This is a genomic window from Pseudomonas sp. WT-JTC, assembly GCF_056711565.1.
The window spans coordinates 3,824,156-3,851,044 of the sequence record NZ_CM160042.1 but is presented as its reverse complement, the minus strand read 5'-3'; the positions used below and the strand labels follow the sequence as shown (position 1 = coordinate 3,851,044).

The following is a 26,889-nucleotide window of genomic DNA, read 5'->3' as shown; positions in this document are numbered from 1 at the left end:
TTTAGTCCTGTGCTTTTTGATTGAAAGACGATAATTTTTGCATCGAGCTCAAATTATTTCGATCAATCGAGGCCGCTATGCTGCGAGAACTGAAAACCTTTGTCGCCGTGGCGCGTCACGGCACCTTCGCCGCGGCCGGCATGCACATCGGCCTGACGCAATCGGCGGTCAGCGCGCAGATTCGCAATCTGGAACACGCCCTGGGCATCCGTCTGTTCGACCGCACTGGCCGCCAGGCACTGCTCAATGCAGCAGGGCAGCGTGCATTGCCAATGGCCAGGGAAATGCTCGAAACCTTCAGCCGCATGGCTGTCAGTGACGATGTCGGTGAGTACCGTGGCGAGTTGAAAATTGGCGCGGTGGCGACGGCGCAGACCGGGTTGCTGCCACAGGCGCTGCTGCGATTGCGCCAGCAGGCACCCTTGCTGGAGCCCAAGCTGGTGCCCGGTGTATCGCTGAACCTGCTGAGCCAGGTGGACACGGGAGAAGTGGATCTGGCGATCCTGATCAAGCCACCGTTCGAGTTGCCCAAGGAGTTGTTCGCACAGGTGATTCGCCGGGAGCCGTTTGTACTGATCGTACCGGCGGACCTGGAGGACGATGATCCGTTGCAACTGCTGGCTGAGCACCCTCATGTGCGCTACGACCGCAATTCGTTTGGCGGGCGGCTGGTGACGCGTTTTCTGCGTGAGCAACGGATTGAAGTGCGCGTGGCGCTGGAGCTGGATGAACTGGAGGCCATTGTCAAAATGGTCGAGTGTGGGTTGGGGGTTTCGCTGCTGCCGGAGGCGGGGCTGTGGCTGGAGCATGGGGCGAAGGTCAGGGTGATTCGGTTGGGTGAGTTGACCTTCTACCGCGAGATCGTGCTGTTGCAGCGCTACAGCCAGCGCAATCAGCCGATTCAGCAGTTGTTCGCCAAATGCCTGACACAACACTGACCCTCTGTAGGAGCGAGCTGGCTCGCGAAGGTCGTCAACGATAACGCGCGCAGTCTGGATGAACACGGCGTGCCCGGGTTTTTCGCGAGCAGGCTCGCTCCTACAGGGGGTGCTACATCGGCCGGAAATCGCAGGCATAAAAAAACCGCCTGAAAAGGCGGTTTTTTTGTAGCCGACCGAAGATTACTCTTCGAGGCTGCCCATGGCGGTGGTGTTGAAGCCACCGTCCACGTACATGATTTCACCGCTGATGCCGGACGCCAGGTCCGAGCACAGGAAGGCGCCGGCGTTGCCGACCTCTTCGATGGTGACGTTGCGGCGCAGCGGAGTTTGCGCTTCGTTGGCGGCCAGCATCTTGCGGAAGTTCTTGATGCCGGAAGCGGCGAGGGTGCGGATCGGACCTGCCGATACACAGTTGACGCGAGTACCGTCCGGGCCCAGGGAGCCGGCCAGGTAGCGTACGCCCGCTTCCAGGGAAGCCTTGGCCATGCCCATTACGTTGTAGTTCGGCATGGTGCGCTCGGCGCCCAGGTACGACAGGGTCAGCAGGCTGCCGTTGCGGCCTTTCATCATTTCACGGCCGGCCTTGGCCAGTGCCACGAAGCTGTAGGCGCTGATGTCGTGAGAGATGCGGAAACCTTCACGGGTGGTGGCTTCGGTGAAGTCGCCGTCCAGTTGGTCGCCCGGGGCGAAGCCCACGGAGTGCACGATGCAGTCCAGGCCATCCCACTTCTTGCTCAGTTCTTCGAAGACCTTGGCGATTTCTTCATCGCTGGCCACGTCGCACGGGAAGCACAGCTCAGGGCTCGAACCCCAGCCTTGTGCGAACTCTTCGACACGACCCTTGAGTTTGTCGTTCTGATAAGTGAAGGCAAGCTCAGCGCCCTCGCGATGCATGGCGGCAGCGATGCCGGATGCGATGGACAGCTTGCTGGCGACACCGACGATCAGTACGCGCTTACCGGCGAGAAAACCCATGTGTTGCTCCTCTTTCAGGTTATTGCGCAGTGGCCGGAGCCAGAAAAGCGGCTTCCAGCAACTGCTGTGTATATGGATGTTGGGGGGCGGCAAAAATGCTTTGCGCGTCTCCCTGTTCGACCACTTGGCCATGCTTGACCACCATCAACTGGTGGCTCAGCGCTTTCACCACAGCCAGGTCATGGCTGATAAACAGATACGTCAGGTTGTACTTGGTTTGCAGCGAACGCAAAAGCTCCACCACTTGGCGCTGTACGGTGCGGTCGAGAGCCGAGGTCGGCTCGTCCAGCAAAATCAACGCCGGTTTTAACACCAATGCCCGGGCAATGGCGATTCTCTGCCGTTGCCCGCCGGAAAATTCGTGGGGGTAGCGATGCCGGGTTTCCGGATCCAGGCCTACCTCCTTGAGTGCTGCAATGATCGCTTGTTCCTGTTCCGCCTCGGTGCCCATCTTGTGGATCCGCAGGCCTTCGCCAACGATGTCATTCACGCACATCCGTGGGCTCAGGCTGCCGAACGGGTCCTGAAACACCACTTGCATCTCCCGTCGCAGCGGCCTGACTTGTTGCTGCGTCAGGCAGTCTAGCGGCTGGCCTTCAAAGCGAATGGCGCCTTTGCTGGCGATCAACCGCAAAATCGCCAGGCCCAGCGTCGACTTGCCGGAACCGCTTTCACCCACGATCCCCAGGGTCTGGCCCTGGGGCAGGCTGAAGTTGATGCCGTCCACCGCCTTGACGTAATCCACCGTGCGCTTGAGCAAGCCTTTCTTGATCGGAAACCAGACTTTCAGGTCTTCGACCGCCAGCAAGGGCGGGCCGATCACGTTGCTTGCAGGCTTGCCGCCGGGCTCCGCTGCCAGCAGTTCCCGAGTGTACGGATGCTGCGGCGCGCGGAACAATTCTTCGCACGATGCCTGTTCGACGATGCAACCTTGCTGCATGACACATACGCGATGCGCAATTCTTCGCACAAGGTTCAAATCATGGCTGATCAGCAGCAGGGCCATGCCCAATCGGGCCTGCAGCTCCTTGAGCAACTCGAGGATTTTCAGCTGAACGGTCACGTCCAGCGCAGTGGTCGGCTCGTCGGCGATCAGCAGTTCCGGCTCGTTGGCCAGGGCCATGGCGATCATCACCCGTTGACGCTGGCCGCCGGACAATTCGTGGGGCAGGGCCTTGAGGCGTTTGTGCGGCTCGGGGATGCCGACCATCTCCAGCAGTTCCAGCGTGCGTTTGGTCGCGACCTTGCCGGTCAGCCCTTTGTGGATGCCCAGCACCTCGTTGATCTGCTTTTGAATCGAGTGCAGGGGATTGAGCGAGGTCATCGGCTCCTGGAAGATCATCGCAATGCGGTTGCCGCGAATGTGGCGAATGGTCTTTTCTTTCAGGTTCAGCAGGTTCTGCCCGGAATATTCGATCGTGCCGGACGGATGCCGGGCAAGGGGGTAGGGCAGCAGGCGCAGGATCGAATGGGCGGTGACCGATTTGCCGGAACCGCTCTCGCCGACCAGGGCCAGGGTTTCGCCGCGCTTGATGTCGAAGCTGACGCCTTCGACGGCCCGCTGGCAGCGATTGCCGACGACAAAGTCGACGGACAGGTCGCGCACTTCGATCAGATTGTGCTGATTCATTTCACTTCCTCGGGTCGAAGGCATCGCGAGCGGACTCACCGATGAACACCAGCAAACTCAACATCAAGGCCAGCACCGCAAAAGCACTGATGCCCAGCCACGGCGCCTGCAGGTTGGATTTGCCCTGGGCCACCAGTTCCCCCAGCGAAGGGCTGCCCGCCGGCAGGCCGAAGCCGAGGAAGTCCAGGGCGGTCAATGTGCCGATGGCGCCGGTGAGGATGAACGGCATGAAGGTCATGGTCGAGACCATCGCGTTGGGCAAGATGTGGCGGAACATGATCGCACCGTTCTGCATGCCCAGGGCGCGGGCGGCGCGTACGTATTCCAGGTTGCGACCGCGCAGGAACTCGGCGCGCACCACATCCACCAGGCTCATCCACGAGAACAGCAGCATGATCCCCAGCAACCACCAGAAGTTGGGCTGCACGAAGCTGGCGAGGATGATCAGCAAGTACAACACCGGCAGCCCGGACCAGATCTCCAGGAAGCGCTGCCCGGCCAGATCCACCCAGCCACCGTAGAAACCCTGCAAGGCCCCGGCGATCACGCCGATGATCGAGCTGAGCACCGTCAGGGTCAGGGCAAACAGTACTGAAATGCGGAAGCCGTAGATCACCCGGGCCAGCACATCGCGGCCCTGATCGTCGGTGCCCAGCAGGTTGTCCGTCGAGGGCGGGGCCGGGGCCGGGACTTTCAGGTCGTAGTTGATGCTCTGGTAGCTGTAGGGGATCGGCGCCCACAGCACCCAGGCGTCCTTGGCCTTGAGCAGTTCGCGGATGTACGGACTCTTGTAGTTGGCTTCCAGCGGAAATTCGCCGCCGAAGGTGGTTTCCGGGTAGCGCTTGAGCGCCGGGAAGTACCAGTTGTTGTCGTAATGCACCGCCAGCGGCTTGTCGTTGGCAATCAGCTCGGCGCCGAGGCTGGCACCGAACAGGATCAGGAACAGCCACAGCGACCACCACCCGCGCCTGTTGGCCTTGAACAGTTCGAAGCGCCGGCGATTGAGGGGGGACAGGTTCATCTCAATGCTCCCGGCTTTCGAAGTCGATGCGCGGATCGACAAGGGTGTAGGTGAGGTCGCCGATCAGTTTTACCACCAACCCGAGCAGGGTGAAGATGAACAGCGTGCCGAACACCACCGGGTAATCGCGGTTGATCGCCGCCTCGAAACTCATCAGGCCGAGGCCGTCAAGGGAGAAGATCACCTCTACCAGCAACGAGCCGGTGAAAAAGATGCCGATCAAGGCTGAAGGGAAACCGGCGATCACCAGCAGCATGGCGTTGCGGAACACGTGGCCGTACAGCACGCGGTGATTGGTCAGTCCCTTGGCCTTGGCGGTGATCACGTACTGCTTGTTGATCTCGTCGAGAAAGCTGTTCTTGGTCAGCAGGGTCATGGTCGCGAAGTTGCCGATGACCAGCGCGGTCACCGGTAGCGCCAGGTGCCAGAAGTAGTCGAGGACCTTGCCGCCCATGCTCAGTTCATCGAAGTTGTTCGAGGTCAGCCCGCGCAACGGGAACCAGTCCAGGTAACTGCCGCCGGCAAATACCACGATCAACAGGATGGCGAACAGGAACGCCGGGATCGCATAGCCGACGATGATCGCCGAACTGGTCCAGACGTCGAAGTGGCTGCCGTGCCGCTTCGCCTTGGCGATTCCCAGCGGGATCGACACCAGGTACATGATCAGCGTGCTCCACAGCCCGAGGGAGATCGAGACCGGCATCTTTTCCTTGATCAGGTCGATGACCTTGGCGTCACGGAAGAAGCTGTCGCCGAAATCCAGCGACGCATAGTTCTTGACCATGATCCACAGGCGTTCCGGCGCCGATTTGTCGAAGCCGTACATGTGTTCGATTTCCTTGACCAGCGCCGGGTCCAGGCCCTGGGCGCCGCGATAGGCCGAGCCTGCCACCGACACTTCGGCACCACCGCCAGCGATGCGGCTGGTGGCGCCTTCAAAGCCTTCGAGCTTGGCGATCATTTGCTCCACCGGCCCGCCCGGAGCAGCCTGGATGATCACGAAGTTGATCAGCAGGATGCCGAACAGGGTGGGAATGATCAGCAGCAGTCGCCGAAAAATGTACGCCAGCATCTGATTACTCCGTGCCCGCAGGACCGGCCTGCAGTGTGGTTTCGACTTCTATCGCAGGCTTGATATCAGGCTTGACCCACCAGGTGGCCGTGCCGATGTCGTATTTAGGCGAGACCTTCGGGTGGCCGATGTGGTTCCAGTACGCCACGCGCCAGGTCTTGATGTGCCAGTTTGGTATTACGTAATAGCCCCATTGCAGAACGCGGTCCAGCGCGCGGGCATGGGCCACCAGGCTCTTGCGCGAATCGGCGTTGATCAGTTGCTCGACCAGTTGATCGACCACCGGGTCTTTCAGGCCCATGGAGTTGCGGCTGCCGGGTTTGTCGGCGGCGGCCGACATCCAGAATTCCCGTTGTTCGTTCCCCGGCGAGTTGGATTGCGGGAAGCTGCCGACGATCATGTCGAAGTCCCGGGAACGCACGCGGTTGATGTATTGCGAGACGTCGACCCGGCGAATCACCAGGTCGATACCCAGGTCGCTCAGGTTGCGCTTGAACGGTAGCAACACCCGTTCGAATTCGGTCTGGGCCAGCAGGAACTCGATGGCCACCGGTTTGCCGGTGGCGTCGACCATCTTGTCATCGACAATGCGCCAGCCGGCCTCCTGCAACAGTTGATAGGCTTCCCGTTGCTGGGTGCGGATCATGCCGCTAGCGTCGGTGCTCGGGTTCTGGAACGCTTCGCTGAATACTTGCGGTGGCAGCTTGCTGCGCAACGGATCGAGGATCGCCACCTGATCGGCATCCGGCAGGCCGGTGGCGGCCATTTCCGAGTTTTCGAAGTAGCTGCGGGTACGCACATAGGCGCTGTTGAACAGCTGCTTGTTGGTCCATTCGAAGTCCAGCAATAGCGACAAGGCCTGGCGCACGCGCACATCCTGGAACACCGGGCGGCGCAAATTGAACACGAACCCTTGCATGCCGGTCGGATTGCCGTTGGGAATCTGCTCCTTGACCAGCCGACCTTCGGTGACCGCTGGAGTGTTGTAGGCGTTGGCCCAGTTTTTCGCGGTCATTTCCAGCCAGTAGTCGAACTGCCCGGCCTTGAGCGCTTCCAGGGCCACGGTGTTGTCACGGTAGTAATCGGTGGTCATCACGTCGAAATTATAGAAACCCCGATTGACCGGCAGGTCCTTGCCCCAGTAATCCTTGACGCGCTCATAGCGCACCGAGCGCCCGGCCTTCACTTCGCCGACCTTGTACGGGCCGCTGCCCAGCGGAATTTCCAGGTTGCCCTTATTGAAGTCGCGGTCGGCCCACCAATGCTTGGGCAGCACCGGCAACTGGCCAAGGATCAGCGGCAGTTCGCGGTTGTTGGTGTGCTTGAACTTGAACAGTACGGTGAGCGGGTCTTCGGCGACCGCTTCCGCCACGTCGTTGTAGTAGCCGCGGTACATCGGGGCGCCGTCCTTGGTCAGCATCTGGAAGCTGAACACCACGTCTTCGGCACGCACCGGATGGCCATCATGGAAGCGCGCTTCGGGGCGCAGGTAGAAGCGCACCCAACCGTTGTCCGGGGCTTTTTCGATCAGCCGGGCGATCAGGCCGTACTCGGTGAACGGTTCGTCCAGGCCTTGCTTGGCCAGGGTGTCGTAGATCATGCCGATATCGTCCGCCGGCACGCCTTTGCTGATGAACGGGTTAAGGCTGTCGAAGCCGCCGAAACCGGCCTGACGGAATATTCCGCCCTTGGGCGCGTCCGGATTGACGTAGTCGAAGTGCTTGAAGTCGGCCGGGTATTTCGGCGGCTCGTTGTACAGGGTCACTGCGTGTTGCGGGGCGGCGCAGGCCAGCCCGGCGAACAACAGGCCGCTGGCCTGCAGGAGCAGGGTGCGGATGGGCTTCATTGATCTTTCTCCGAAGATTTCAGCCACCACGCGTTCAGGCCCAGGGTATAGGGCGGCGTGGTGACGAAGGCGAGCCGGTTGCGGTACGCCAGGCGGTGATAATTGAGGTACCAGTTGGGGACGATGTAGTGCTGCCACAGCAGCACGCGGTCAAGGGCCTTGCCGGCGGCGACTTGCTCGTCGCGGTTGCGGGCGGCCAGCAACTGTTCGAGCAAATGGTCGACCACCGGGTTGGCGATGCCCGCGTAGTTCTTGCTGCCCTTGACCCCGGCCTGGCTGGAGTGAAAGTACTGCCACTGCTCCAGGCCGGGGCTGAGGGTCTGGTTGAGGGTCATCAGAATCATGTCGAAATCGAACTGGTCGAGGCGCTGCTTGTATTGTGCGCGATCGACCGTGCGCAGCCGCGCATCGATGCCGATGCTGGCGAGGTTCTCGACATAAGGCTGGAGGATGCGTTCCAGGTTTGGATTGACCAGCAGCAGCTCCAGCCGCAAGGGTTGCCCGGCGGCGTTTTGCAGGTGCTGGCCATTGAGCTTCCAGCCGGCTTCGGCGAGCAGGCCGAGGGCATTGCGCAAGGTCTCCCTGGGGATGGCGCGCCCGTCGGTCTGCGGCAGGCTGAACGGCTCGGTAAAGAGCCTGGCCGGCAGCTGTTCACGATAGGGCTTGAGCAACAGCCATTCATGCCCGACCGGTAAACCGCTGGCCGAGAATTCGCTGTTGGGGTAGTAGCTCATGGCGCGTTGGTAGGCACCGCCGAACAGCGTGCGGTTGGTCCACTCAAAGTTGAACATCAGCCCCAGTGCTTCACGGACCTTGGCGTCCGAGAAAGTCGGACGACGGCTGTTCATGAACAGGCCCTGGGTCTGGGTCGGGATCTGGTGGGGGATCTGCGCCTTGACCACTTCGCCGCGGCGTATGGCGGGAAAGTTGTAGCCGGTGTCCCAGTTCTTCGCCTGATGTTCGATGTAGATGTCGAATTCACCGGCCTTGAACGCCTCGAAGGCCACGTCACTGTCGCGGTAGAACTCGACTTCCATGCGGTCGAAGTTGTACTTGCCGCGATTGACCGGCAGGTCCTTGCCCCAGTAATCGTTGACCCGTTCGAAGACGATCTGTCGCCCTGGCGTGACCGACGTGATGCGATACGGTCCGCTGCCCAGCGGCGCCTCGAAGGTGGTGGCCTTGAAGTCGCGACCTTTCCAGTAGTGCTGTGCCAGCACCGGCATTTCGCCCAGGCGCAGGATCAGCAGTGGATTACCGGCGCGCTTGAACACGAAACGGACCCGCTGCGGGTTGAGGATGTCGACCCGTTGCACTTCCTGAAGGCTGGTGCGGTACAGCGGATGGCCTTCCTTGAGCAGCAGGCGATAGGAGAACGCGACGTCGTAGGCGGTGATCGGCGTACCGTCATGGAAGCGTGCTTCGGGACGCAGGTTGAACACCACCCAGCTGCGGTCCTCGCTGTACTCCACCGACTGGGCAATCAGGCCATAGCTGGACGCGGGCTCGTCACCCGAAGGCGCGTACTGCCCGGTGCCGACCATCAGCGGCTCGTTGAGCTCGTTGATGCCGTATTGCAGGAAGTTCGGTGTGGTGACCGGGCTGGTGCCCTTGAAGGTGTACGGGTTGAGCGTATCGAAGGTGCCAAACGCCATCACCCGCAACGTACCGCCCTTGGGCGCTTGCGGGTTGACCCAGTCGAAGTGGGTAAATCGGGCCGGATACTTGAGCGTGCCGAACTGCGCATAACCATGGCTTTCGCTGATCGTCGCGCTTGCGGTGGAGCTCAAGGCCAGGCTGATCAGGAGCAGGGGCAGGGGACGCTTCAAATAGGGGATCCGATCCAGGCGGCTTGGGCATTATGGATCGTACAGTAACAGCTTGTATGGGCAGGAAAAAGACGGGGGATCCGGGCGATCACAATCCTGTAGGAGCGAGCTTGCTCGCGATGGTGGTCAACGATGACACGGGGCGCCTGAATCAACTCGGTGCCCTTGGGTTTTTCGCGAGCAAGCTCGCTCCTACAGTAGTTTTAATGCGGATTGGCCACCGTCAACATCTGACCGGGCTTGAGCGCCTGGCCGACACGCGGGTTCCAGCGCTTGAGGTGCTGCATCTCTACATTGAAGCGCTTGGCCACGATGTACAGCGAGTCGCCTTGCTGGACCTTGTACGTGGTCTGCTGCTTCTTGTTGTTTGCCGCAATCACGGTGTTGACCCGCCCGGAATTGCGTTTGCCGTTGTCCTGCATGACCAGGGTCTGGCCGGGCTTGAGATTCTTGCCGGTCATGTTGTTCCAGCGTTGCAGGTCCTTCACGTCAACGTTGTTGGCCTTGGCGATGGAGCCGAGGTTGTCACCCCGTTTGACCCGGTAGGAGCGCCTGGCGCTGGCGACCTGGGTGTCGTCGGCGCCTTCGAAGACCGGCTTGAGCGATTTCTTGCTGATCAACTCTTCAGGACGCATGGTCTGCAGGCTGCTGGTCAGCAGTTGCGCCTTGGAGGTCGGCACCAGCAGGTGCTGCGGGCCGTCGATGGTGGTGCGCTGCTTGAATGCCGGGTTGAGCTGGAACAGTTCGTCTTCGTCGATGTTGGCGACTTCAGCGACCTTGGACAGGTCCATGCGCTGGTTGATTTCGACGACCTGGAAGTAGGGTTCGTTGGCGATCGGATTGAGGTTCACGCCGTAGGCTTCCGGTGCCATCACCACTTGCGACAGTGCCAGCAGCTTCGGTACGTAGGCCTGGGTTTCGGCCGGCAACGGCAGGTTCCAGTAGTCGGTCGGCAGGCCGAGGCGCTCGTTGCGCTCGATGGCCCGGCTGACGGTGCCTTCGCCTGCGTTATAGGCCGCCAGGGCCAGCAACCAGTCGCCGTTGAACATGTCGTGCAGGCGGGTCAGGTAATCCATCGCGGCGGTGGTCGACGCGGTGATGTCGCGCCGGCCATCATAGAATCGGGTTTGACGCAGGTTGAAGTAGCGCCCGGTGGAGGGGATGAATTGCCAAAGACCCACCGCGTCGGCCCGGGAATAGGCCATCGGGTTGTAGGCACTTTCAATCACTGGCAGCAGTGCCAGTTCCAGCGGCATGTTGCGCTCTTCAAGGCGTTCGACGATGTAGTGAATGTAGAGGCTGCCACGTTCGCCGGCGTTTTCCAGGAACGATGGATTGCTGGCGAACCAGAGGCGCTGTTGCTCGATGCGCGGGTTGACACCCAGCCCGTCCTGCAACTGGAAGCCCTGCCGCATACGCTCCCAGACGTCCTGTGGAATTTGCGGACTGGGTTTTTCGCTCAGCCAGATCGGCTTCTGCTTGGCGCGCGCGGCGATGTTCGGCGTATGCGCCGCATCGGTCTGCGGCGCATGGCTGGAACAGCCCGCCAGGGTGGCGGACACAGCCACCGCTATGGCTTGAGCCAAGCGGGTCAATGCGTCGGAACTGATGGCTTTGCGAATAGGTGACGACATTGGCTGGAAGTAAGTTCCGGGCAAAAATGTCGGGCGATTCTAGGAAGCGCACCCAGCGCGGTCAACCTTTCAGAATTGTTGCAACCTTACGAGATCCTTTTAGAACGTATCTTTCCAGGCTCGAAGAGCAGCAAAAACCATATCGGGCGCCGAGTTATCGGTGCCGGTCCGTTCGTCCGCTTTTTCTTTAACGGATGTTTCGCCGGAGCGCAAAAACGGGTTTGTGAGCTTTTCCAGTGCCAGTGTCGACGGCAGCGTCAGGATCCCGGATTCCCGTTGCCGGGTGACTTTGGCCAGGCGCTCGGCGGTGTGCGGATTGTCCGGTTCGACGGCCGCCGCAAACTTCAGGTTACTGAGGGTGTATTCGTGGGTGCAGTAGACCAGCGTGTCTTCCGGCAACGCCGCGAGGCGTGTCAGCGAGCTGTGCATTTGCTGTGGCGTGCCTTCGAACAAGCGCCCGCAACCGGCGGCAAACAAGGTGTCACCGCAAAACAGCAGCCCGTGATGGTAATAGGCGATATGCCCCAGGGTGTGACCCGGGACCGCGATGACGTCGAAGTCCCAGCCGAGCACGCTGACCTTGTCGTTGTCCTTGAGCGCGACGTCCCGCGCCGGGATCTTTTCGCTGGCCGGACCAAAGACTTTCGCGTTTGTCGCTTTCTTCAGCAATTCGACGCCGCCGACGTGGTCATGATGGTGGTGAGTGATCAAAATATCACTCAGTACCCAGCCCGGATTGGCCGCGAGCCAGGCTTGTACCGGGGCGGCATCACCCGGGTCGACCACCGCGCAGCGTTTGCTGCCGTGGTCCTGTAACAACCAGATGTAGTTGTCGGTAAAGGCGGGCAGGGCAGTGATCTGTATCATCGTCGGATTCGCCAAGCGGAAAACATTGGCGCATCTTAGAACTTCCTGGCGCGTTGGAGAATGCAATGACTGATAAAGCGTTCGCACAAGCCGATCCTGACTGGCTGGCGTTGATCAGCGCGGCCCGCGAGTGGCTGGCCGGTCCCCTCGGGCAATTTCTGCTGGACGAAGAGCGGCGCATGCTCGAAGACGAGCTCGGGCGGTTCTTTGGTGGTTATCTGGTGCATTACGGCCCCTCGGCCGAGCCCCCTCCGTCAGCGCCGCAGGTGCAGCGTAACGTGCGCCTTGGCGCGCCGTTGCCGGGGGTGGAGATCGTTTGCGAGGAGCAGGCCTGGCCGCTGAGCGAGCACGCTGCCGACGTGGTGGTATTGCAGCATGGCCTGGATTTCTGCCTGTCGCCCCACGGGCTGCTTCGCGAGGCAGCAAGCAGCGTACGCCCCGGTGGACATTTGCTGATCATTGGCATCAACCCCTGGAGCAGTTGGGGCCTGCGGCATGTGTTTGCCCAGGATGCGCTGCGCAAGGCGCGCTGCATTTCGCCGTCACGGGTTGCGGACTGGCTGAACCTGCTGGGCTTTGCGCTGGAGAAACGCCGCTTCGGGTGCTATCGTCCGCCGCTTGCGTCACCGGCATGGCAGACCCGCCTGGCCGGTTGGGAGCGCAAGGCCGGTGACTGGCAACTGTCGGGCGGCGGCTTCTATTTATTGGTGGCGCGCAAGATCGTGGTGGGCCTGCGACCAGTCCGTCAGGAGCGGCGCGAGCCAATGGGCAAGTTGATTCCTTTGCCGATGGCCAAGGTCAACCGTCGCAACATCGAACCGTAAGACACACTTTTTATTTGCGGCCGGGCCTGTCCCGGCTTCGGGCGTCGTCGATCAGCGATCGGCGGGCCAGCGCATTTTCTGGATAGATTGGCATGAGCGATAGCGTAGAACTGTTCACCGACGGCGCCTGCAAAGGCAACCCTGGCCCTGGCGGCTGGGGCGCACTGCTGGTGTGCAAGGGTGTCGAAAAGGAGCTCTGGGGCGGCGAAGCCAATACCACCAACAACCGCATGGAGCTGATGGGCGCGATCCGTGGCCTGGAAGAACTCAAGCGACCCTGTGACGTGCTGCTGGTGACCGACTCCCAGTACGTGATGAAAGGCATCAACGAGTGGATGGACAACTGGAAGAAGCGCGGCTGGAAAACCGCAGCGAAAGAACCGGTGAAAAACGCCGACCTGTGGAAGCTGCTCGACGAGCAGGTCAACCGCCACAAGGTCACCTGGAAATGGGTGCGCGGACACATTGGCCATCACGGTAACGAACGGGCCGACCAGTTGGCCAACCGCGGCGTCGATGAAGTGCGTGGGTACAAACAGGGCTGATTCGGGTCTGGCCTATGGACCGAGTCGCGGCCTTCGCGAGCAAGCCCGCTCCCACACTGGATCTTCATGAGCCCAATATTGTGTGCAAACCTCGATTCCCTGTGGGAGCGGGCTTGCTCGCGAAAGGGGCGACACGGTCTATCTGAAACACCCCGGCGAGCGTGTTAACATCGCCGCTTTTGCACGATTGACCGATTGAGAGCTGAGCACTGATGGCCACCAGATCCGTTGTACTCGATACCGAAACCACCGGCATGCCGGTGACCGACGGCCACCGGATTATCGAAATCGGTTGTGTCGAGTTGATCGGCCGACGCCTGACGGGCCGGCACTTTCACGTGTACCTGCAACCCGACCGCGAAAGTGACGAGGGCGCCATCGGCGTCCACGGCATCACCAACGAGTTCCTCGTGGGCAAGCCACGTTTTGCCGAAGTGGCCGAAGAGTTCTTCGAGTTCATCAAGGGCGCGCAGCTGATCATCCATAACGCGGCGTTCGACGTTGGCTTCATCAACAACGAATTCGCCCTGATGGGGCGGCAGGATCGCGCGGACATCACGCAGCACTGCACGATCCTCGACACCCTGATCATGGCCCGGGAACGTCACCCGGGGCAGCGCAACAGCCTCGACGCCTTGTGCAAGCGCTATGGCGTCGACAACTCCGGCCGTGAACTGCACGGCGCCTTGCTCGACTCCGAGATTCTCGCCGACGTCTACCTGACCATGACCGGGGGGCAGACCAGTCTCTCCCTGGCCGGTAACGCTTCCGATGGCAATGGATCCGGTGAAGGGGCGGACAACTCAGCCACCGAGATCCGCCGTCTGCCGGCGGACCGCCAGCCGACGCGTATCATCCGCGCCAGCGAAGACGACCTGGCCCGCCATGCCGCGCGCCTGGAAATCATCAGCAAATCCGCTGGCGCTCCGGCGTTGTGGGTGCAACTGGCCGAGGCTGAAGCCCAGGCCTAGCCCTTTCAAATAAAAGCGCACCTTGTGACCCATTTCAGGGCGTCGCACTCGCTACATCCGCTGCAACACTCTAACCTGAGGTGATTGGCAGGCTCTGGTCTGCCGCCTCAGGACACTGAGCCTCATGTATAAAGATTTGAAATTCCCGGTCCTGATTGTCCATCGCGACATCAAGGCCGACAGCGTCGCTGGCGACCGCGTGCGGGGGATTGCCCGGGAGCTGGAGCAGGAAGGATTCAGCGTCGTTTCGGCGGTGGACTACACCGAAGGACGACTGGTGGCGTCGACTTACCATGGCCTGTCCTGCATGTTGATTGCGTCTGAGGACGCCAGCTCCCATTCGCATTTGTTGCAAAACATGGCCGAACTGATCGGTCTGGCGCGAGTGCGTGCGCCGGATCTGCCGATTTTCGCCCTGGGCGAAAAAGTGACTCTGGAAAACGCGCCCGCCGACGCCATGGCCGAGCTCAATCAGTTACGCGGCATCCTTTACCTGTTTGAAGATACGGTGCCCTTTCTCGCCCGGCAGGTGGCCCGCGCTGCACGCAAATACCTTGATGGTCTGTTGCCACCGTTTTTCAAGGCACTGGTGCAGCACACGGCGGATTCCAATTATTCCTGGCATACCCCCGGTCACGGCGGTGGCGTGGCGTATCACAAAAGCCCGGTCGGGCAGGCGTTTCACCAGTTTTTCGGGGAAAATACCCTGCGCTCGGATCTTTCGGTGTCGGTGCCGGAACTTGGCTCCTTACTCGACCACACCGGCCCCCTGGCTGAAGCCGAGGCCCGTGCAGCACGTAATTTTGGCGCCGATCACACCTTTTTCGTGATCAATGGCACGTCCACGGCCAACAAGATTGTCTGGCACTCGGTGGTCGCTCGCGATGACCTGGTGCTGGTGGATCGCAATTGCCACAAGTCGGTGCTGCACTCGATCATCATGACCGGCGCGATCCCGCTGTACTTGTGTCCGGAGCGTAATGAGCTGGGGATCATCGGTCCGATTCCACTGAGTGAGTTCAGCCGCGAGTCGATCCAGGCCAAGATCGACGCCAGTCCGCTGACCAAGGGGCGTTCACCGAAGGTCAAGCTCGCCGTGGTGACCAATTCGACCTATGACGGCCTCTGTTACAACGCCGAACTGATCAGGCAGCAATTGGGCAATAGCGTTGAAGTGCTGCACTTCGACGAGGCCTGGTACGCCTATGCCGCATTTCATGAGTTTTTTGCCGGGCGCTACGGCATGGGCACGTCACGTGATGAAGGCAGCCCGTTGGTGTTTACCACCCATTCCACTCACAAGCTGCTGGCGGCATTCAGCCAGGCGTCGATGATTCATGTGCGCGACGGCGGTGCGCGGCAACTGGACCGGGATCGCTTCAATGAAGCGTTCATGATGCACATCTCGACTTCGCCGCAGTACGGCATCATCGCCTCGCTGGACGTGGCCTCGGCGATGATGGAAGGGCCGGCCGGGCGTTCGCTGTTGCAGGAAATGTTTGACGAGGCCCTGAGCTTTCGTCGGGCGCTGGCCAACTTGCGACAGCACATTGCTGCGGATGACTGGTGGTTTTCGATCTGGCAACCGCCGTCGGCGGAGGGCATCGAGCGGGTCGTTACCGAGGACTGGTTACTGCAGCCCGATGCCGACTGGCATGGCTTTGGCGGCGTGACCGAGGATTATGTGTTGCTCGACCCGATCAAGGTCACGCTGGTGATGCCGGGGCTGACAGCCGGTGGCGCCCTCAGCGAGCGCGGGATTCCGGCGGCGGTGGTCAGCAAGTTCCTTTGGGAGCGTGGCCTGGTGGTCGAGAAAACCGGGCTGTATTCGTTCCTGGTGCTGTTCTCCATGGGGATCACCAAAGGCAAGTGGAGTACGCTGCTCACCGAATTGCTGGAGTTCAAGCGCAGTTATGACGCCAACGTCAGCCTGGCCAGTTGCCTGCCTTGCGTGGCGCAAGAGAATGTGGCGCGGTATCAGGGTATGGGCCTGCGTGATTTATGCGATCAGTTGCATGCCTGTTATCGCAGCAACGCCACCGCCAGGCACCTCAAGCGCATGTACACGGTACTGCCGGAAGTCGCGATGAAACCGGCGGACGCCTATGATCAATTGGTGCGAGGTGAGGTTGAGGCGGTGTCGATCGATGCGCTGGATGGGCGGATCGCCGCGGTGATGCTGGTGCCGTACCCTCCCGGCATACCGCTGATCATGCCAGGCGAGCGCTTTACCGAGTCGACTCGCTCGATCATCGATTACCTGGCGTTTGCCCGCACGTTCGATAGCAGTTTCCCGGGGTTCGTTGCTGATGTGCACGGATTGCAACATGAAGACCAGGGCAGTGGGCGGTGCTACACCGTCGATTGCATCAAGGAGTGAGGACCTTTCCCAGTATGCAGCCGGTTATGAATCCGATTTACCCAGGCTTGTCGGTACGGGTTGCCGATGACGGTTTTGCCGCTTATATCTGGGGCAGTGATTTCAGTTTTGAAGTCGCGGCCTACGGTGCAGCCGAAATAGGTACGCCGGTGGCACAGTGGCCGGTTACACCGATTACGCCGTATCGCAAGTGCTATGGTATTGATCCGGAGGAGTTCAGCAGCTTTCGCGATGCCGCCGACAGCGCAATTTTCATGGCCTATCTGGATGACCAGCCCGTGGGGCATCTGGTGGTCAGCACCAACTGGAACGGCTTTGCCCATATCGACGAGCTGGCGGTGCATGCACCGGCCCGACGGCATGGAGTGGCCAAGGCCTTGCTGGATGTGGCGCAATTCTGGAGCCGCAAGAAAAAACTCCCGGGCATCATGCTCGAAACCCAGAACAACAACCTCGGGGCCTGCAGGCTTTATGAACGCTGCGGTTACGTGATTGGCGGGATTGACCAACTGCGTTATCGCGGGATCGATCCGAACACCGCCGAAGTGGCGCTGTTCTGGTATCGGCTGTTCGAAAACCCATTGGAAAACCCGCTCAGTTCGTCAGCATCGCCGCGGCTTGTTCCGTGACGATGGCCAACAGGGTCTGAACCGCCGCAGACGGTTCGGCGTTTTTCAGGGACAGGGCGTAGAGGCTGATCGGGACGGCGGGCGCCAGCGGGCAGGTGTCCAGTCCCGAGGCTTTGGCACCGAGGGCGGTGAAGGGGTCGACAATGGCCAGACCTTCGCCGGCCTCGACCATGCTGCGCATCATCTGATGCGTCTGGACCCGGGTCTGAATCACCGGAGCAGGGCGCAAGCCGTGCAGTTTGTTTTCCAGTGCCGGGCTCAGCGGGTCGTGCCCCTCCAGGCCGATCATTGATTGACCGGCCAGATCCTGCAGTGAAATGTATTTCTGCTTCGGTTGCAGCCAGCCATGGGGTGCGAGCAACTGAAGTTTGCCCTGGGCAATCACCTGGCAATCGAGGTCGGCGTGATCGGGGTCGTGCAGGCTCAGCCCCAGATCGCTTTCACGCAGCAGCAGGCTTCTGACGATGTCGCGGGTCGGCTGGCTCAGTAGTGTGCAAGGCGCGTCGGGCAGGCGTCGGCGCAGGGTCGCAATGCTGTGTGGCAACAATTGGTTGGCCAGAGGCGGGGTGCAGATGATGCGCAGCGGCGGCGCCAGGTATTGCCTGAGGCTGTTGGCCAGACGCTGTACGGGTTCGAGCGCGTCGTAGACCCGGGCAATTTCCACCTGCAATTCCCGCGCTTCACGGGTGGCCTGCAATCGTCCGCGCACGCTGGCGAACAGCATGAAACCCAACTGATCCTCAGCGTCGCGTAGCAAGCGTTCGACTTCGGTCACCGGCAACTGCAGCCATTCGGCGGCGGTGCCCAGGTGACCGGTCTGCAAGAGCGCCTGGATCACTTCGATATGGCGTAAGCGCATGCGTGAAGTCCATGTTCAGCAGGTGGAGGAGTCAGTCGCTGAATCCTACCCCAAGTCCGCGCATATGACTTCTGCTCATAACGATGAGTTATGAAACGCTGACGGTTTGCGGTTCGCGGATAATGGTAACGCCGGTTTGCACCAACAGAAATTCATTGTCGTCGACCTTGTTGACACGGTCGCCAATGGCCAGCTTGTAGGTGGTGACAGGCCCTGAACCGTCTACCGCCGGGGTGGATTCCTGGAACTCGTGCACCGAATAAATACGGCCTTGCGCGTCTCTTGCATGGAACTGACCGACGAGTACTGCTGCCATCTGCTTAGAACCTCTGGAGATAAATCACTCAATTTGCGGCTCTGTAGACCGTGACTGGGTGCGGTAAGTTTTCCTACAGGAAAAAAATAGTCAGGGGCGGCGTTTTCAGTCGCCCGCTGCTGGAATCGTCATCTATAACTACAAGCTCTTCCTATCGGACAGTCGAGAAATCCCCATGAGCAACGTCTATACGATCGCCGTCCTGGTCGGCAGCTTGAGAAAGGAATCGATCAACCGCAAGGTCGCTCGGGCCCTGATAGAGCTGGCGCCGGCCAATCTCAAGCTCAACATCGTCGAGATTGGCGATTTGCCGCTCTACAACGAAGACATCGATGGCGCTTCACCGCCGGCAGCCTACAGCACTTTCCGGCAACAGGTGAGTTCATCCGACGCGGTGCTGTTCGTGACCCCGGAATACAACCGATCGGTGCCGGCGCCGCTGAAAAACGCGATTGACGTGGGTTCGCGTCCGTATGGCAAAAGTGCCTGGAGCGGCAAACCGGGCGCCGTTATCAGCGTTTCGCCGGGGGCCGTCGGCGGGTTTGGGGCCAACCACAACCTGCGTCAATCCATGGTGTTTCTCAATGTGCCGATGATGCAGCAACCGGAGGCCTATCTGGGGAACGCCGGTTCGGCGTTCGACGAGGCGGGGAAATTGTCCGAGTCGGTCAAGCCGTTCCTGCAAAGTTTCATCAATGCCTATGGGCAATGGGTCGAGCAGCACAAGAAAGCTTGATGGTCATTGGCCGGTGTTTGTTCTGCGAAACGCTGGATAACCGGCGATGCGGTTTTCTGTTTAGGCCGTGTTGGCCCCTTCGCGAGCAAGCCCGCTCCCACAGGGATCTTCAGTGGATACAAGACTTGTGTTCGGCTGAGGCCCAATGTGGGAGCGGGCTTGCCCGCGAAGGGGCCGGCTCAGGCGATGCAAGGCTCAACTCTGCCCCGGTACATTCGGCCAAAGATCCGCCACCAGAAACAGGCGTTCAGCCTCTTCCCAGTCACCGTTGGCATTTTCCGTCAGGCGCACCAGCAGTTGTGCCGGCGCCAGCGGGTCCAGGTCATCGAGCCACGCCTGCATCTGTCCAGGGTTCCAGGTGTGCTCCGCCGAATAATGCGCCGGCGCCAGCCAGGCGTGGCGGGGCAGAGGTTGCCAGCGCCCCGGCGGGCTCTGGGCCAACAACGCTGGCCAATCCTTTTGATGCAGCCAGCGCCCCCGCAAATGCTGCGGATGCGCACCCAACGGTGGGGCGGCCTGTCCGGGCCACGGGTACAGCAGATAACCCCCCAGCCACAAGTGGGCACTGAACGCCTGGATATCCAGTCCCGCCAGCACTTCACGGCTCTCGGGGCGTGCGGAAATCGGCAGTTGATGCTGGCTCAGGTGCGCCAGTTTACGGTCGAGCCGATCGTGGCACCCCGGACCCAGCCACTGGGCGGTGTCGTGTCCGTCGCCAGATTGCGGGCCGAGGTAGAGCTTGATCGCCAGTTCCAGGTGATGCACGCCGTCGCGGTCGCGCAGCAGCATGTCCAGTTCACCCAGGGTGTGCCCCTCGCGCCGAATCGGCATGTTGGCGGCAATCAGTTCAATGCCAGGCGCATGCTGCACGGCGAATTGCCAGAGGCGTTCGTAGTACAGGCCCAGGCGCCGGGTTCGGGCCTGGGCCAGCCAGTGCAGCAGGCCGTAACTGTCGCGGTCCAGCTGCCGTAGCCAATGCTCGAGCTTTTGCGGTGCCAGCACCCAGTCGCTGCCGGCCAGCGGGTGGCGCTGCGGCCACGGGGTATCACCCAGCATCGGCGGCGCGAGGATGACCCACGCCAGGTCACGCACTTCGGGATGGCGTAACTGATGGGGCAGGTGGAGCAAATCCGGAAATAGCATCATCTTGCGAGCATAGCCCGAATCCCGGGCACACCCTTGAAGCTGAAAGGATTTTGTCTACGGCCGGCTTTCGCCCATAATCGTGATTTTCGCCGCCACACAGATCCCCGCAGGAGCCCCATGGAGCAATTTCGCAATATCGGCATCATCGGTCGCCTGGGCAGTTCCCAGGTGCTGGATACCGTCCGCCGACTGAAACGGTTTCTGCTCGATCGTCACCTGCACGTGATCCTCGAAGACACCATCGCCGAAGTGCTGCCAGGGCACGGCCTGCAAACCTCGTCACGCAAGATGCTCGGCGAAGTCTGCGACATGGTCATTGTGGTCGGTGGTGACGGCAGCCTGCTCGGTGCCGCCCGGGCGTTGGCAAAACACAATATTCCGGTGCTCGGCATCAACCGGGGCAGCCTGGGTTTCCTGACCGACATTCGCCCCGATGAGCTGGAAACCAAGGTCGCTGAAGTACTGGATGGCCACTATCTGGTGGAAAACCGCTTCCTGCTGCAGGCCGAAGTCCGCCGTCATGGCGAGGCCATCGGTCAGGGCGATGCCTTGAACGATGTGGTGCTGCACCCCGGCAAATCCACGCGAATGATCGAATTCGAGCTGTACATCGATGGCCAGTTCGTCTGCAGCCAGAAGGCCGACGGCCTGATCGTCGCCACACCGACCGGTTCGACCGCTTACGCGCTGTCGGCGGGTGGACCGATCATGCATCCCAAGCTAGACGCTATTGTGATCGTGCCGATGTACCCCCATACCTTGTCGGGTAGACCGATTGTGGTCGATGGCAACAGTGAGCTGAAAATCGTCGTGTCCAAGGATATGCAGATTTACCCGCAAGTCTCGTGTGACGGGCAGAACCACTTTACCTGCGCGCCGGGCGACACCATTACTGTCAGCAAAAAAGCCCAGAAACTGCGGCTGATTCATCCGCTTGACCACAACTACTATGAAGTCTGCCGGACCAAGCTCGGCTGGGGCAGCAAGTTGGGGGGTGGAGGCGACTGATGCTCGATCCCGCGCGTAGCTACGACCTGATCGGTGACGTGCATGGTTGCGCTCTGACCCTGGAGCACTTGCTCGACCGACTCGGTTATCACAAACAGGGCGGAGTCTGGCGACACGATTCGCGCATGGCGGTGTTCGTCGGCGACATCATCGACCGCGGCCCGCGGATTCGCGAGGCACTGCACATCGTCCACGACATGGTCGAGGCCGGTCACGCGCTGTGCATCATGGGCAACCATGAGTTTAACGCGCTGGGCTGGGTCACGCCGGCGCTGCCCGGCAGCGGCAAGCAGTTCGTGCGCGAGCACACGCCGCGCCATGCCCGGCTGCTGCATGAAACCCTGACCCAGTTCGAACAGCATCCGGGTGACTGGCACGACTTCCAGCAATGGTTCTATGAGCTGCCATTGTTCGTCGATGCCGGGCGTTTTCGCGTGGTCCACGCCTGCTGGGATGCCGGGCTGATCGAGCCGCTGCGGGCGTTGTTCCCCAACGGTTGCGTCGACGAGCCTTTTCTCCAGGCATCGGCGCAGTCGGGTTCGTTTGCCTGCACCGTGTTCGACCGGCTGCTGCGCGGCACCGACATGCGCTTGCCCCATGGACTGACCATGACCAGTGGCGATGGTTTAGTGCGTTCGTTCTTCCGCACCAAGTTCTGGGAAGACGATCCGAAAACCTACGGCGACATCGTGTTCCAGCCGGATGCTCTGCCGGAGCCCGTGGCCCGGACACCGCTGACGTCCACTGAAAAGAACAGTTTGCTGCGCTATGGCATCGATGAGCCGCTGCTTTTCGTTGGCCATTACTGGCGCAGCGGCAAGCCGGCACCGATCCGGCCGAACCTGGCCTGTCTGGATTACAGCGCGGTGCTGTACGGCAAACTGGTTGCCTATCGACTGGATCAGGAAACCCGCCTGGATCCGCATAAATTCGTCTGGGTCGATGTCGAGCGGCCGGAGGTGCTGCAATGAGTGCTGTAGCGGTATTGCGTCTGCCATTGGCGGTGGACCTGAGCGGGTTCGTCACGCTGCTCAAACGCATGCAAGTGCCCCATCGGGTCAGTGAGGAAGCGGGCGAGCAGGTGCTGTGGGTGCCAGACAATATCAGCGAAGACGTGCGCGCGCTGTACGAACGCTTTCCGGCGGGCGATCCCGACCAGCAACTGGACATTCCGGTGGCGCAGACCATCAAGCGTCCGGGGTTCGTCGAGCAATTGAAATACGCCAGGGCCACCGCGCTGGTGCTGATGCTGAGCGTGATCGTCGGCGCGGTGACCTTGCTCGGCGACAACCTTGAAACCATGCGCTGGCTGACCTTCCTCGAATTCCGCGTGGTCGGCGAATACCTCCACTTCACGCCACTGGCCGACAGCCTGGCGGCGGGGCAGTGGTGGCGCCTGGTTACGCCGATGCTGATCCACTTCGGCATCCTGCACCTGGCGATGAACGGCATGTGGTACTGGGAACTGGGGCGGCGCATCGAGTCGCGCCAGGGCAGTATCAACCTGATCGGCCTGACCTTGCTGTTCAGCCTGGTGTCCAACTTCGCCCAGTATTACTTCAGCGGCCCGACCTTGTTCGGCGGCTTGTCCGGCGTACTGTACGGCCTGCTCGGACATTGCTGGATCTTCCAGCTGCTGGCGCCGAACCCGGCTTATCGCCTGCCGCGCGGTGTGCTGGTGATGATGCTGGTGTGGTTGCTGCTGTGCCTGTCCGGGCTGGTCTCGATGATCGGCTTCGGCGAAATCGCCAACGCGGCCCATGTCAGCGGGTTACTCATCGGATGCTTCACCGGTTTGTTGGGCGGTTTGTATAACCGCCGTAAACTGGCCGCCTAATTCAGACATGCAATAAAGAGCACGGAGACCTGATGTCCTCTTTTAACGAAATGATCAAAAACATCACCCCCGATATCTACGAGAGCCTGAAGCTGGCCGTGGAAATCGGCAAATGGTCCGACGGTGGCAAACTCACCGCCGAACAACGCGAGCTGTCGTTGCAGGCGATGATCGCCTGGGAAATCCAGAACCTGCCAGAGGACCAGCGTACCGGCTACATGGGGCCGCAGGAATGCGCCTCGAAGTCGATCGAAGTGCCGAATATCCTGTTCAAGTCGGATGCCATCCATTGATCGAGATTGGCCGCGGTGCAATCAGCAAAATGTCGGCGCGCCTTGACGGGCCGAACGTGCAATACGCTTTCCGTCTGGGCGAAACCGAGGTCCCGGTCAATCCGTTGATCGGCACCACGGTGCGCCTCGAATACCTGGGTGCGATTCACTGCATCCATTGCGCACGCAAGACCAAAACCAGTTTCAGCCAGGGTTACTGCTACCCGTGCATGACCAAACTGGCCCAGTGCGACGTGTGCATCATGAGCCCGGAGCGCTGCCACTTCGACGCCGGCACCTGCCGCGAGCCCGAATGGGGCGAGAAGTTCTGCATGACCGATCACGTGGTGTACCTGGCGAACTCGTCGGGGGTGAAAGTCGGGATTACCCGCGCCACCCAGTTGCCGACCCGCTGGCTCGACCAGGGTGCGAGCCAGGCCTTGCCGATCATGCGCGTATCGACCCGGCAACAGTCCGGTTTCGTCGAAGACCTGTTCCGTAGCCAGGTGGCCGACAAGACCAATTGGCGTGCTTTACTCAAGGGCGATGCGGCGGCCGTGAACCTGGCCGAGGTCCGCGACCGACTGTTCGACAGCTGCGCCGAGGGCCTGTTGGGACTGCAGCAACGATTTGGCTTGCAGGCGATCCAGACGGTTACCGACGTCGAACCGCTGGAAATCCGCTACCCGGTCGAGCAATACCCGGCGAAGATTGTCAGCTTCAACCTGGACAAGAACCCGATTGCCGAAGGCACGCTGATGGGGGTCAAGGGCCAATACCTGATCTTCAACACCGGCGTGATCAATATTCGTAAATACACGGCTTACCAGCTCGCCGTGCATCAGTAAGGACTCCAGCATGCGCACCGAACAACCGAAGATGATTTACCTGAAAGACTATCAGGCGCCCGAGTACCTGATCGACGAAACGCACCTGACCTTCGAGTTGTTCGAGGACCACAGCCTGGTCCATGCGCAACTGGTGATGCGCCGTAACCCCGAGCGCGGCCCGGGGCTGCCGCCACTGGTACTGGACGGCCAGCAGCTGGAGCTGTTGTCGGTCACCCTGGCCGACCGTGAGCTGGGCGCCGCCGACTACCAGTTGACTGAAAATCACCTGACCCTGCACCCGACCAGCACCACCTTCACGGTCGATACCAGCGTCCGGATCCACCCGGAAACCAACACCGCGCTGGAGGGCCTGTACAAGTCCGGCACGATGTTCTGCACCCAGTGCGAGGCCGAAGGCTTTCGCAAGATCACCTATTACCTCGACCGCCCGGACGTGATGAGCACGTTCACCACCACGGTCGTCGCCGAACAACACAGCTATCCGGTGCTGCTGTCCAACGGCAACCCGATCGCTTCCGGTCCCGGCGAAGATGGCCGGCACTGGGCGACCTGGGAAGACCCGTTCAAGAAACCGGCGTACCTGTTTGCGCTGGTCGCCGGCGACCTGTGGTGCGTCGAAGACAGCTTCACCACCATGAACGAGCGCACTGTGGCGCTGCGCATCTACGTCGAGCCGGAAAACATCGACAAGTGCCAGCACGCCATGAACAGCCTGAAGAAGTCCATGCGTTGGGACGAAGAGGTCTATGGTCGCGAGTACGATCTGGACATCTTCATGATCGTCGCCGTGAATGACTTCAATATGGGCGCCATGGAGAACAAGGGCCTCAACATCTTCAACTCCAGCGCCGTGCTGGCCAAGGCCGAAACCGCCACCGATGCCGCGCACCAGCGGGTCGAGGCGATCGTCGCCCACGAATACTTCCACAACTGGTCGGGCAACCGCGTGACCTGCCGCGACTGGTTCCAGCTGTCGCTCAAGGAAGGCTTCACCGTGTTCCGCGATGCCGGTTTCTCCTCGGACATGAACTCGGCCACGGTCAAGCGCATCCAGGACGTGGCGTACCTGCGCACCCACCAGTTCGCCGAGGACGCCGGCCCCATGGCCCACGCCGTGCGCCCGGACAGCTTCATCGAGATTTCCAACTTCTACACCCTGACCGTATATGAAAAGGGTTCGGAAGTGGTCGGCATGATCCACACCTTGCTCGGTGCCGAAGGCTTCCGCAAAGGCAGCGACCTGTACTTCGAACGCCACGACGGCCAGGCGGTGACCTGCGATGACTTCATCAAGGCAATGGAAGATGCCAATGGCGTCGACCTGACCCAGTTCAAGCGCTGGTACAGCCAGGCTGGCACACCGCGCCTGGCGGTGAGCGAGTCCTATGACGCGGCGGCAAAAACCTACAGCCTGACCTTCCGCCAGAGCTACCCGCAAACCCCGGACAAGGTTGAAAAACTGCCGTTCGTGATCCCTGTCGAACTGGGGCTGCTGGATGCCAAAGGGGCAGCGATTGCCCTGCGCCTGTCCGGTGAAGCCACTGCGCAAGGCACCTCGCGGGTCATTTCCGTGACCGAGGCCGAGCAGACCTTTACCTTCGTCGACATCGCTGAACAACCGCTGCCTTCGTTGCTGCGTGGTTTCTCCGCGCCGGTAAAACTGAGCTTCCCGTACAACCGCGACCAGTTGATGTTCCTGATGCAGCACGACAGCGACGGCTTCAACCGCTGGGATGCTGGTCAGCAACTGTCGGTGCAGGTGCTGCAAGAGTTGATCGCCCAGCAGCAGAAGGGCGAAGCGCTGGTACTTGATCAGCGCCTGGTGTCGGCACTGCGCACGGTGCTCGCGGATGAGTCGCTGGATCAGGCGATGGTGGCGGAAATGCTGTCGCTGCCGAGCGAGGCGTACCTGACCGAGATCAGCGAAGTGGCGGATGTCGACGCCATCCACATCGCCCGCGAGTTTGCCCGCAAGCAACTGGCCGACGTCCTGTTCGAAGGTCTGTGGCTGCGTTATCAGGCCAATCGCCAATTGTCGAAGCAGACGCCGTACGTGGCCGAAGCCGGGCATTTCGCTCGTCGTGCCCTGCAGAACATCGCGCTGTCGTACCTGATGCTCAGCGGCAAGCCGGAAGTATTGGCCGCAACCCTGGAGCAGTTCGACGCGTGCGACAACATGACCGAGCGTTTGACCGCACTCGCCGTGTTGGTCAATTCGCCGTTCGAAGCCGAGAAAGCCAAGGCACTCGCCAGCTTCGCCGAGCACTTCATGGATAACCCGCTGGTCATGGACCAGTGGTTCAGCGTCCAGGCCGGCAGTGTGTTGCCGGGTGGTCTGGAGCGGGTTCGTCAGTTGATGCAGCATCCTGCGTTCAACATCAAGAATCCGAACAAGGTGCGGGCACTGGTTGGTGCGTTTGCCGGGCAGAACCTGGTCAACTTCCATGCAGCGGATGGTTCCGGGTATCGCTTCCTCGCGGATCTGGTGATCGAGTTGAATGGCTTCAATCCGCAGATTGCTTCTCGCCAGTTGGCGCCTTTGACTCGCTGGCGCAAGTATGACGATGCTCGTCAGGCCTTGATGAAGGGAGAGCTGGAGCGGATTCGTGCTTCGGGGCAGTTGTCTAGCGATGTGTTTGAGGTGGTCAGCAAAAGCCTGGCCTGATTCTGACGCCGCGCAGTGCCAGTCACTGCGCG

24 protein-coding genes are annotated in these 26,889 nt (G+C 60.9%); 13 read left to right on the top strand and 11 right to left on the bottom strand.

Features of this window, described 5'->3' with window-relative positions; all coding sequences use genetic code 11:
- Window positions 1-77: 77 nt before the first annotated feature.
- Window positions 78-938 (top strand): LysR family transcriptional regulator, encoded by an 861-nt coding sequence (locus AC06G5_RS17470; RefSeq protein ID WP_413424721.1) that lies wholly within the window; start codon window positions 78-80, stop codon window positions 936-938.
- Window positions 939-1,121: 183 nt separating this feature from the next.
- On the opposite strand, the gene fabI is transcribed toward AC06G5_RS17470, so the two are convergent.
- The 8 genes from fabI to gloB all read right to left on the bottom strand — a co-directional run bounded on the left by fabI (window position 1,122) and on the right by gloB (window position 11,818).
- Window positions 1,122-1,916, bottom strand: a complete 795-nt coding sequence (gene fabI, locus AC06G5_RS17465) for an enoyl-ACP reductase FabI (RefSeq protein WP_057398455.1) — start codon at window positions 1,914-1,916, stop codon at window positions 1,122-1,124.
- 19 nt (window positions 1,917-1,935) lie between these two features.
- Window positions 1,936-3,546: an ABC transporter ATP-binding protein gene (locus AC06G5_RS17460; RefSeq protein ID WP_413424719.1), complete on the bottom strand. Its 1,611-nt coding sequence runs from the start codon at window positions 3,544-3,546 to the stop codon at window positions 1,936-1,938.
- A 1-nt stretch (window position 3,547) separates the two neighbouring features.
- Window positions 3,548-4,567, bottom strand: coding sequence for an ABC transporter permease (locus AC06G5_RS17455; RefSeq protein WP_223461820.1), 1,020 nt, complete (start codon window positions 4,565-4,567; stop codon window positions 3,548-3,550).
- A 1-nt stretch (window position 4,568) separates the two neighbouring features.
- Entirely contained in the window at window positions 4,569-5,642 is a 1,074-nt protein-coding gene (locus AC06G5_RS17450; RefSeq protein WP_413424717.1) for a microcin C ABC transporter permease YejB, read from the bottom strand.
- Window positions 5,643-5,646: 4 nt separating this feature from the next.
- Entirely contained in the window at window positions 5,647-7,488 is a 1,842-nt protein-coding gene (locus AC06G5_RS17445; RefSeq protein ID WP_413424715.1) for an extracellular solute-binding protein, read from the bottom strand.
- Complete coding sequence (locus AC06G5_RS17440) at window positions 7,485-9,305, bottom strand: extracellular solute-binding protein (RefSeq protein ID WP_413424762.1); 1,821 nt, start codon at window positions 9,303-9,305, stop codon at window positions 7,485-7,487. The genes AC06G5_RS17445 and AC06G5_RS17440 overlap by 4 nt, the downstream gene beginning before the upstream one ends.
- 215 nt (window positions 9,306-9,520) lie before the next feature.
- Window positions 9,521-10,951: a transglycosylase SLT domain-containing protein gene (locus tag AC06G5_RS17435; RefSeq protein ID WP_413424713.1), complete on the bottom strand. Its 1,431-nt coding sequence runs from the start codon at window positions 10,949-10,951 to the stop codon at window positions 9,521-9,523.
- Between the two features lie 99 nt (window positions 10,952-11,050).
- The gene (gloB, locus tag AC06G5_RS17430; RefSeq protein WP_413424711.1) at window positions 11,051-11,818 is read right to left on the bottom strand and encodes a hydroxyacylglutathione hydrolase; all 768 of its coding nucleotides are present in this window, start codon (window positions 11,816-11,818) and stop codon (window positions 11,051-11,053) included.
- Window positions 11,819-11,883: 65 nt separating this feature from the next.
- Between gloB and AC06G5_RS17425 the strand changes: the two genes are divergently transcribed.
- The 5 genes from AC06G5_RS17425 (at window position 11,884) to AC06G5_RS17405 (ending at window position 17,167) form a co-directional block, all read left to right on the top strand.
- Window positions 11,884-12,642: a methyltransferase domain-containing protein gene (locus AC06G5_RS17425; RefSeq protein ID WP_413424709.1), complete on the top strand. Its 759-nt coding sequence runs from the start codon at window positions 11,884-11,886 to the stop codon at window positions 12,640-12,642.
- Window positions 12,643-12,734: 92 nt separating this feature from the next.
- Window positions 12,735-13,187: a ribonuclease HI gene (gene rnhA / locus AC06G5_RS17420; RefSeq protein WP_108215886.1), complete on the top strand. Its 453-nt coding sequence runs from the start codon at window positions 12,735-12,737 to the stop codon at window positions 13,185-13,187.
- A gap of 212 nt (window positions 13,188-13,399) precedes the next feature.
- Window positions 13,400-14,158: a DNA polymerase III subunit epsilon gene (dnaQ, locus tag AC06G5_RS17415; protein WP_008016120.1), complete on the top strand. Its 759-nt coding sequence runs from the start codon at window positions 13,400-13,402 to the stop codon at window positions 14,156-14,158.
- 124 nt (window positions 14,159-14,282) lie between these two features.
- Window positions 14,283-16,538: an Orn/Lys/Arg family decarboxylase gene (locus AC06G5_RS17410; protein WP_413424706.1), complete on the top strand. Its 2,256-nt coding sequence runs from the start codon at window positions 14,283-14,285 to the stop codon at window positions 16,536-16,538.
- A gap of 14 nt (window positions 16,539-16,552) precedes the next feature.
- Window positions 16,553-17,167: a GNAT family N-acetyltransferase gene (locus AC06G5_RS17405; RefSeq protein WP_413424704.1), complete on the top strand. Its 615-nt coding sequence runs from the start codon at window positions 16,553-16,555 to the stop codon at window positions 17,165-17,167.
- Here AC06G5_RS17405 and AC06G5_RS17400 read toward each other — a convergent pair.
- Both AC06G5_RS17400 and AC06G5_RS17395 read right to left on the bottom strand, forming a co-directional pair.
- Window positions 17,133-18,026, bottom strand: coding sequence for a LysR family transcriptional regulator (locus AC06G5_RS17400; RefSeq protein ID WP_413424702.1), 894 nt, complete (start codon window positions 18,024-18,026; stop codon window positions 17,133-17,135). The two genes, AC06G5_RS17405 and AC06G5_RS17400, sit on opposite strands and share 35 nt — an antisense overlap.
- An 88-nt stretch (window positions 18,027-18,114) precedes the next feature.
- The gene (locus AC06G5_RS17395) at window positions 18,115-18,342 is read right to left on the bottom strand and encodes a hypothetical protein (RefSeq protein ID WP_413424700.1); all 228 of its coding nucleotides are present in this window, start codon (window positions 18,340-18,342) and stop codon (window positions 18,115-18,117) included.
- Between the two features lie 175 nt (window positions 18,343-18,517).
- Between AC06G5_RS17395 and AC06G5_RS17390 the strand changes: the two genes are divergently transcribed.
- The gene (locus AC06G5_RS17390; protein WP_413424698.1) at window positions 18,518-19,078 is read left to right on the top strand and encodes an NADPH-dependent FMN reductase; all 561 of its coding nucleotides are present in this window, start codon (window positions 18,518-18,520) and stop codon (window positions 19,076-19,078) included.
- Between the two features lie 195 nt (window positions 19,079-19,273).
- Here AC06G5_RS17390 and AC06G5_RS17385 read toward each other — a convergent pair whose 3' ends face one another.
- Window positions 19,274-20,224, bottom strand: coding sequence for a DUF1853 family protein (locus tag AC06G5_RS17385; protein WP_413424696.1), 951 nt, complete (start codon window positions 20,222-20,224; stop codon window positions 19,274-19,276).
- 117 nt (window positions 20,225-20,341) lie between these two features.
- Here AC06G5_RS17385 and AC06G5_RS17380 point away from each other — a divergent pair, with 117 nt between their 5' ends.
- From AC06G5_RS17380 to pepN, 6 genes are read left to right on the top strand one after another with little or no spacing between them, the layout of a single operon-like run.
- The gene (locus tag AC06G5_RS17380; protein WP_008016128.1) at window positions 20,342-21,232 is read left to right on the top strand and encodes an NAD(+) kinase; all 891 of its coding nucleotides are present in this window, start codon (window positions 20,342-20,344) and stop codon (window positions 21,230-21,232) included.
- The gene (locus tag AC06G5_RS17375) at window positions 21,232-22,203 is read left to right on the top strand and encodes a metallophosphoesterase (protein WP_413704633.1); all 972 of its coding nucleotides are present in this window, start codon (window positions 21,232-21,234) and stop codon (window positions 22,201-22,203) included. The genes AC06G5_RS17380 and AC06G5_RS17375 overlap by 1 nt, the downstream gene beginning before the upstream one ends.
- Window positions 22,200-23,069, top strand: coding sequence for a rhomboid family intramembrane serine protease (locus AC06G5_RS17370; RefSeq protein ID WP_413424692.1), 870 nt, complete (start codon window positions 22,200-22,202; stop codon window positions 23,067-23,069). The genes AC06G5_RS17375 and AC06G5_RS17370 overlap by 4 nt, the downstream gene beginning before the upstream one ends.
- A 32-nt stretch (window positions 23,070-23,101) precedes the next feature.
- Entirely contained in the window at window positions 23,102-23,362 is a 261-nt protein-coding gene (locus AC06G5_RS17365) for a YeaC family protein (RefSeq protein ID WP_060540507.1), read from the top strand.
- A complete protein-coding gene (locus AC06G5_RS17360; protein ID WP_480457745.1) occupies window positions 23,359-24,189 on the top strand; it encodes a DUF2797 domain-containing protein in 831 nt (276 codons plus the stop codon). Before AC06G5_RS17365 ends, AC06G5_RS17360 begins: the two co-directional genes overlap by 4 nt.
- A gap of 10 nt (window positions 24,190-24,199) precedes the next feature.
- Window positions 24,200-26,857: an aminopeptidase N gene (pepN, locus tag AC06G5_RS17355; RefSeq protein WP_480457743.1), complete on the top strand. Its 2,658-nt coding sequence runs from the start codon at window positions 24,200-24,202 to the stop codon at window positions 26,855-26,857.
- Window positions 26,858-26,889 lie beyond the last annotated feature (32 nt).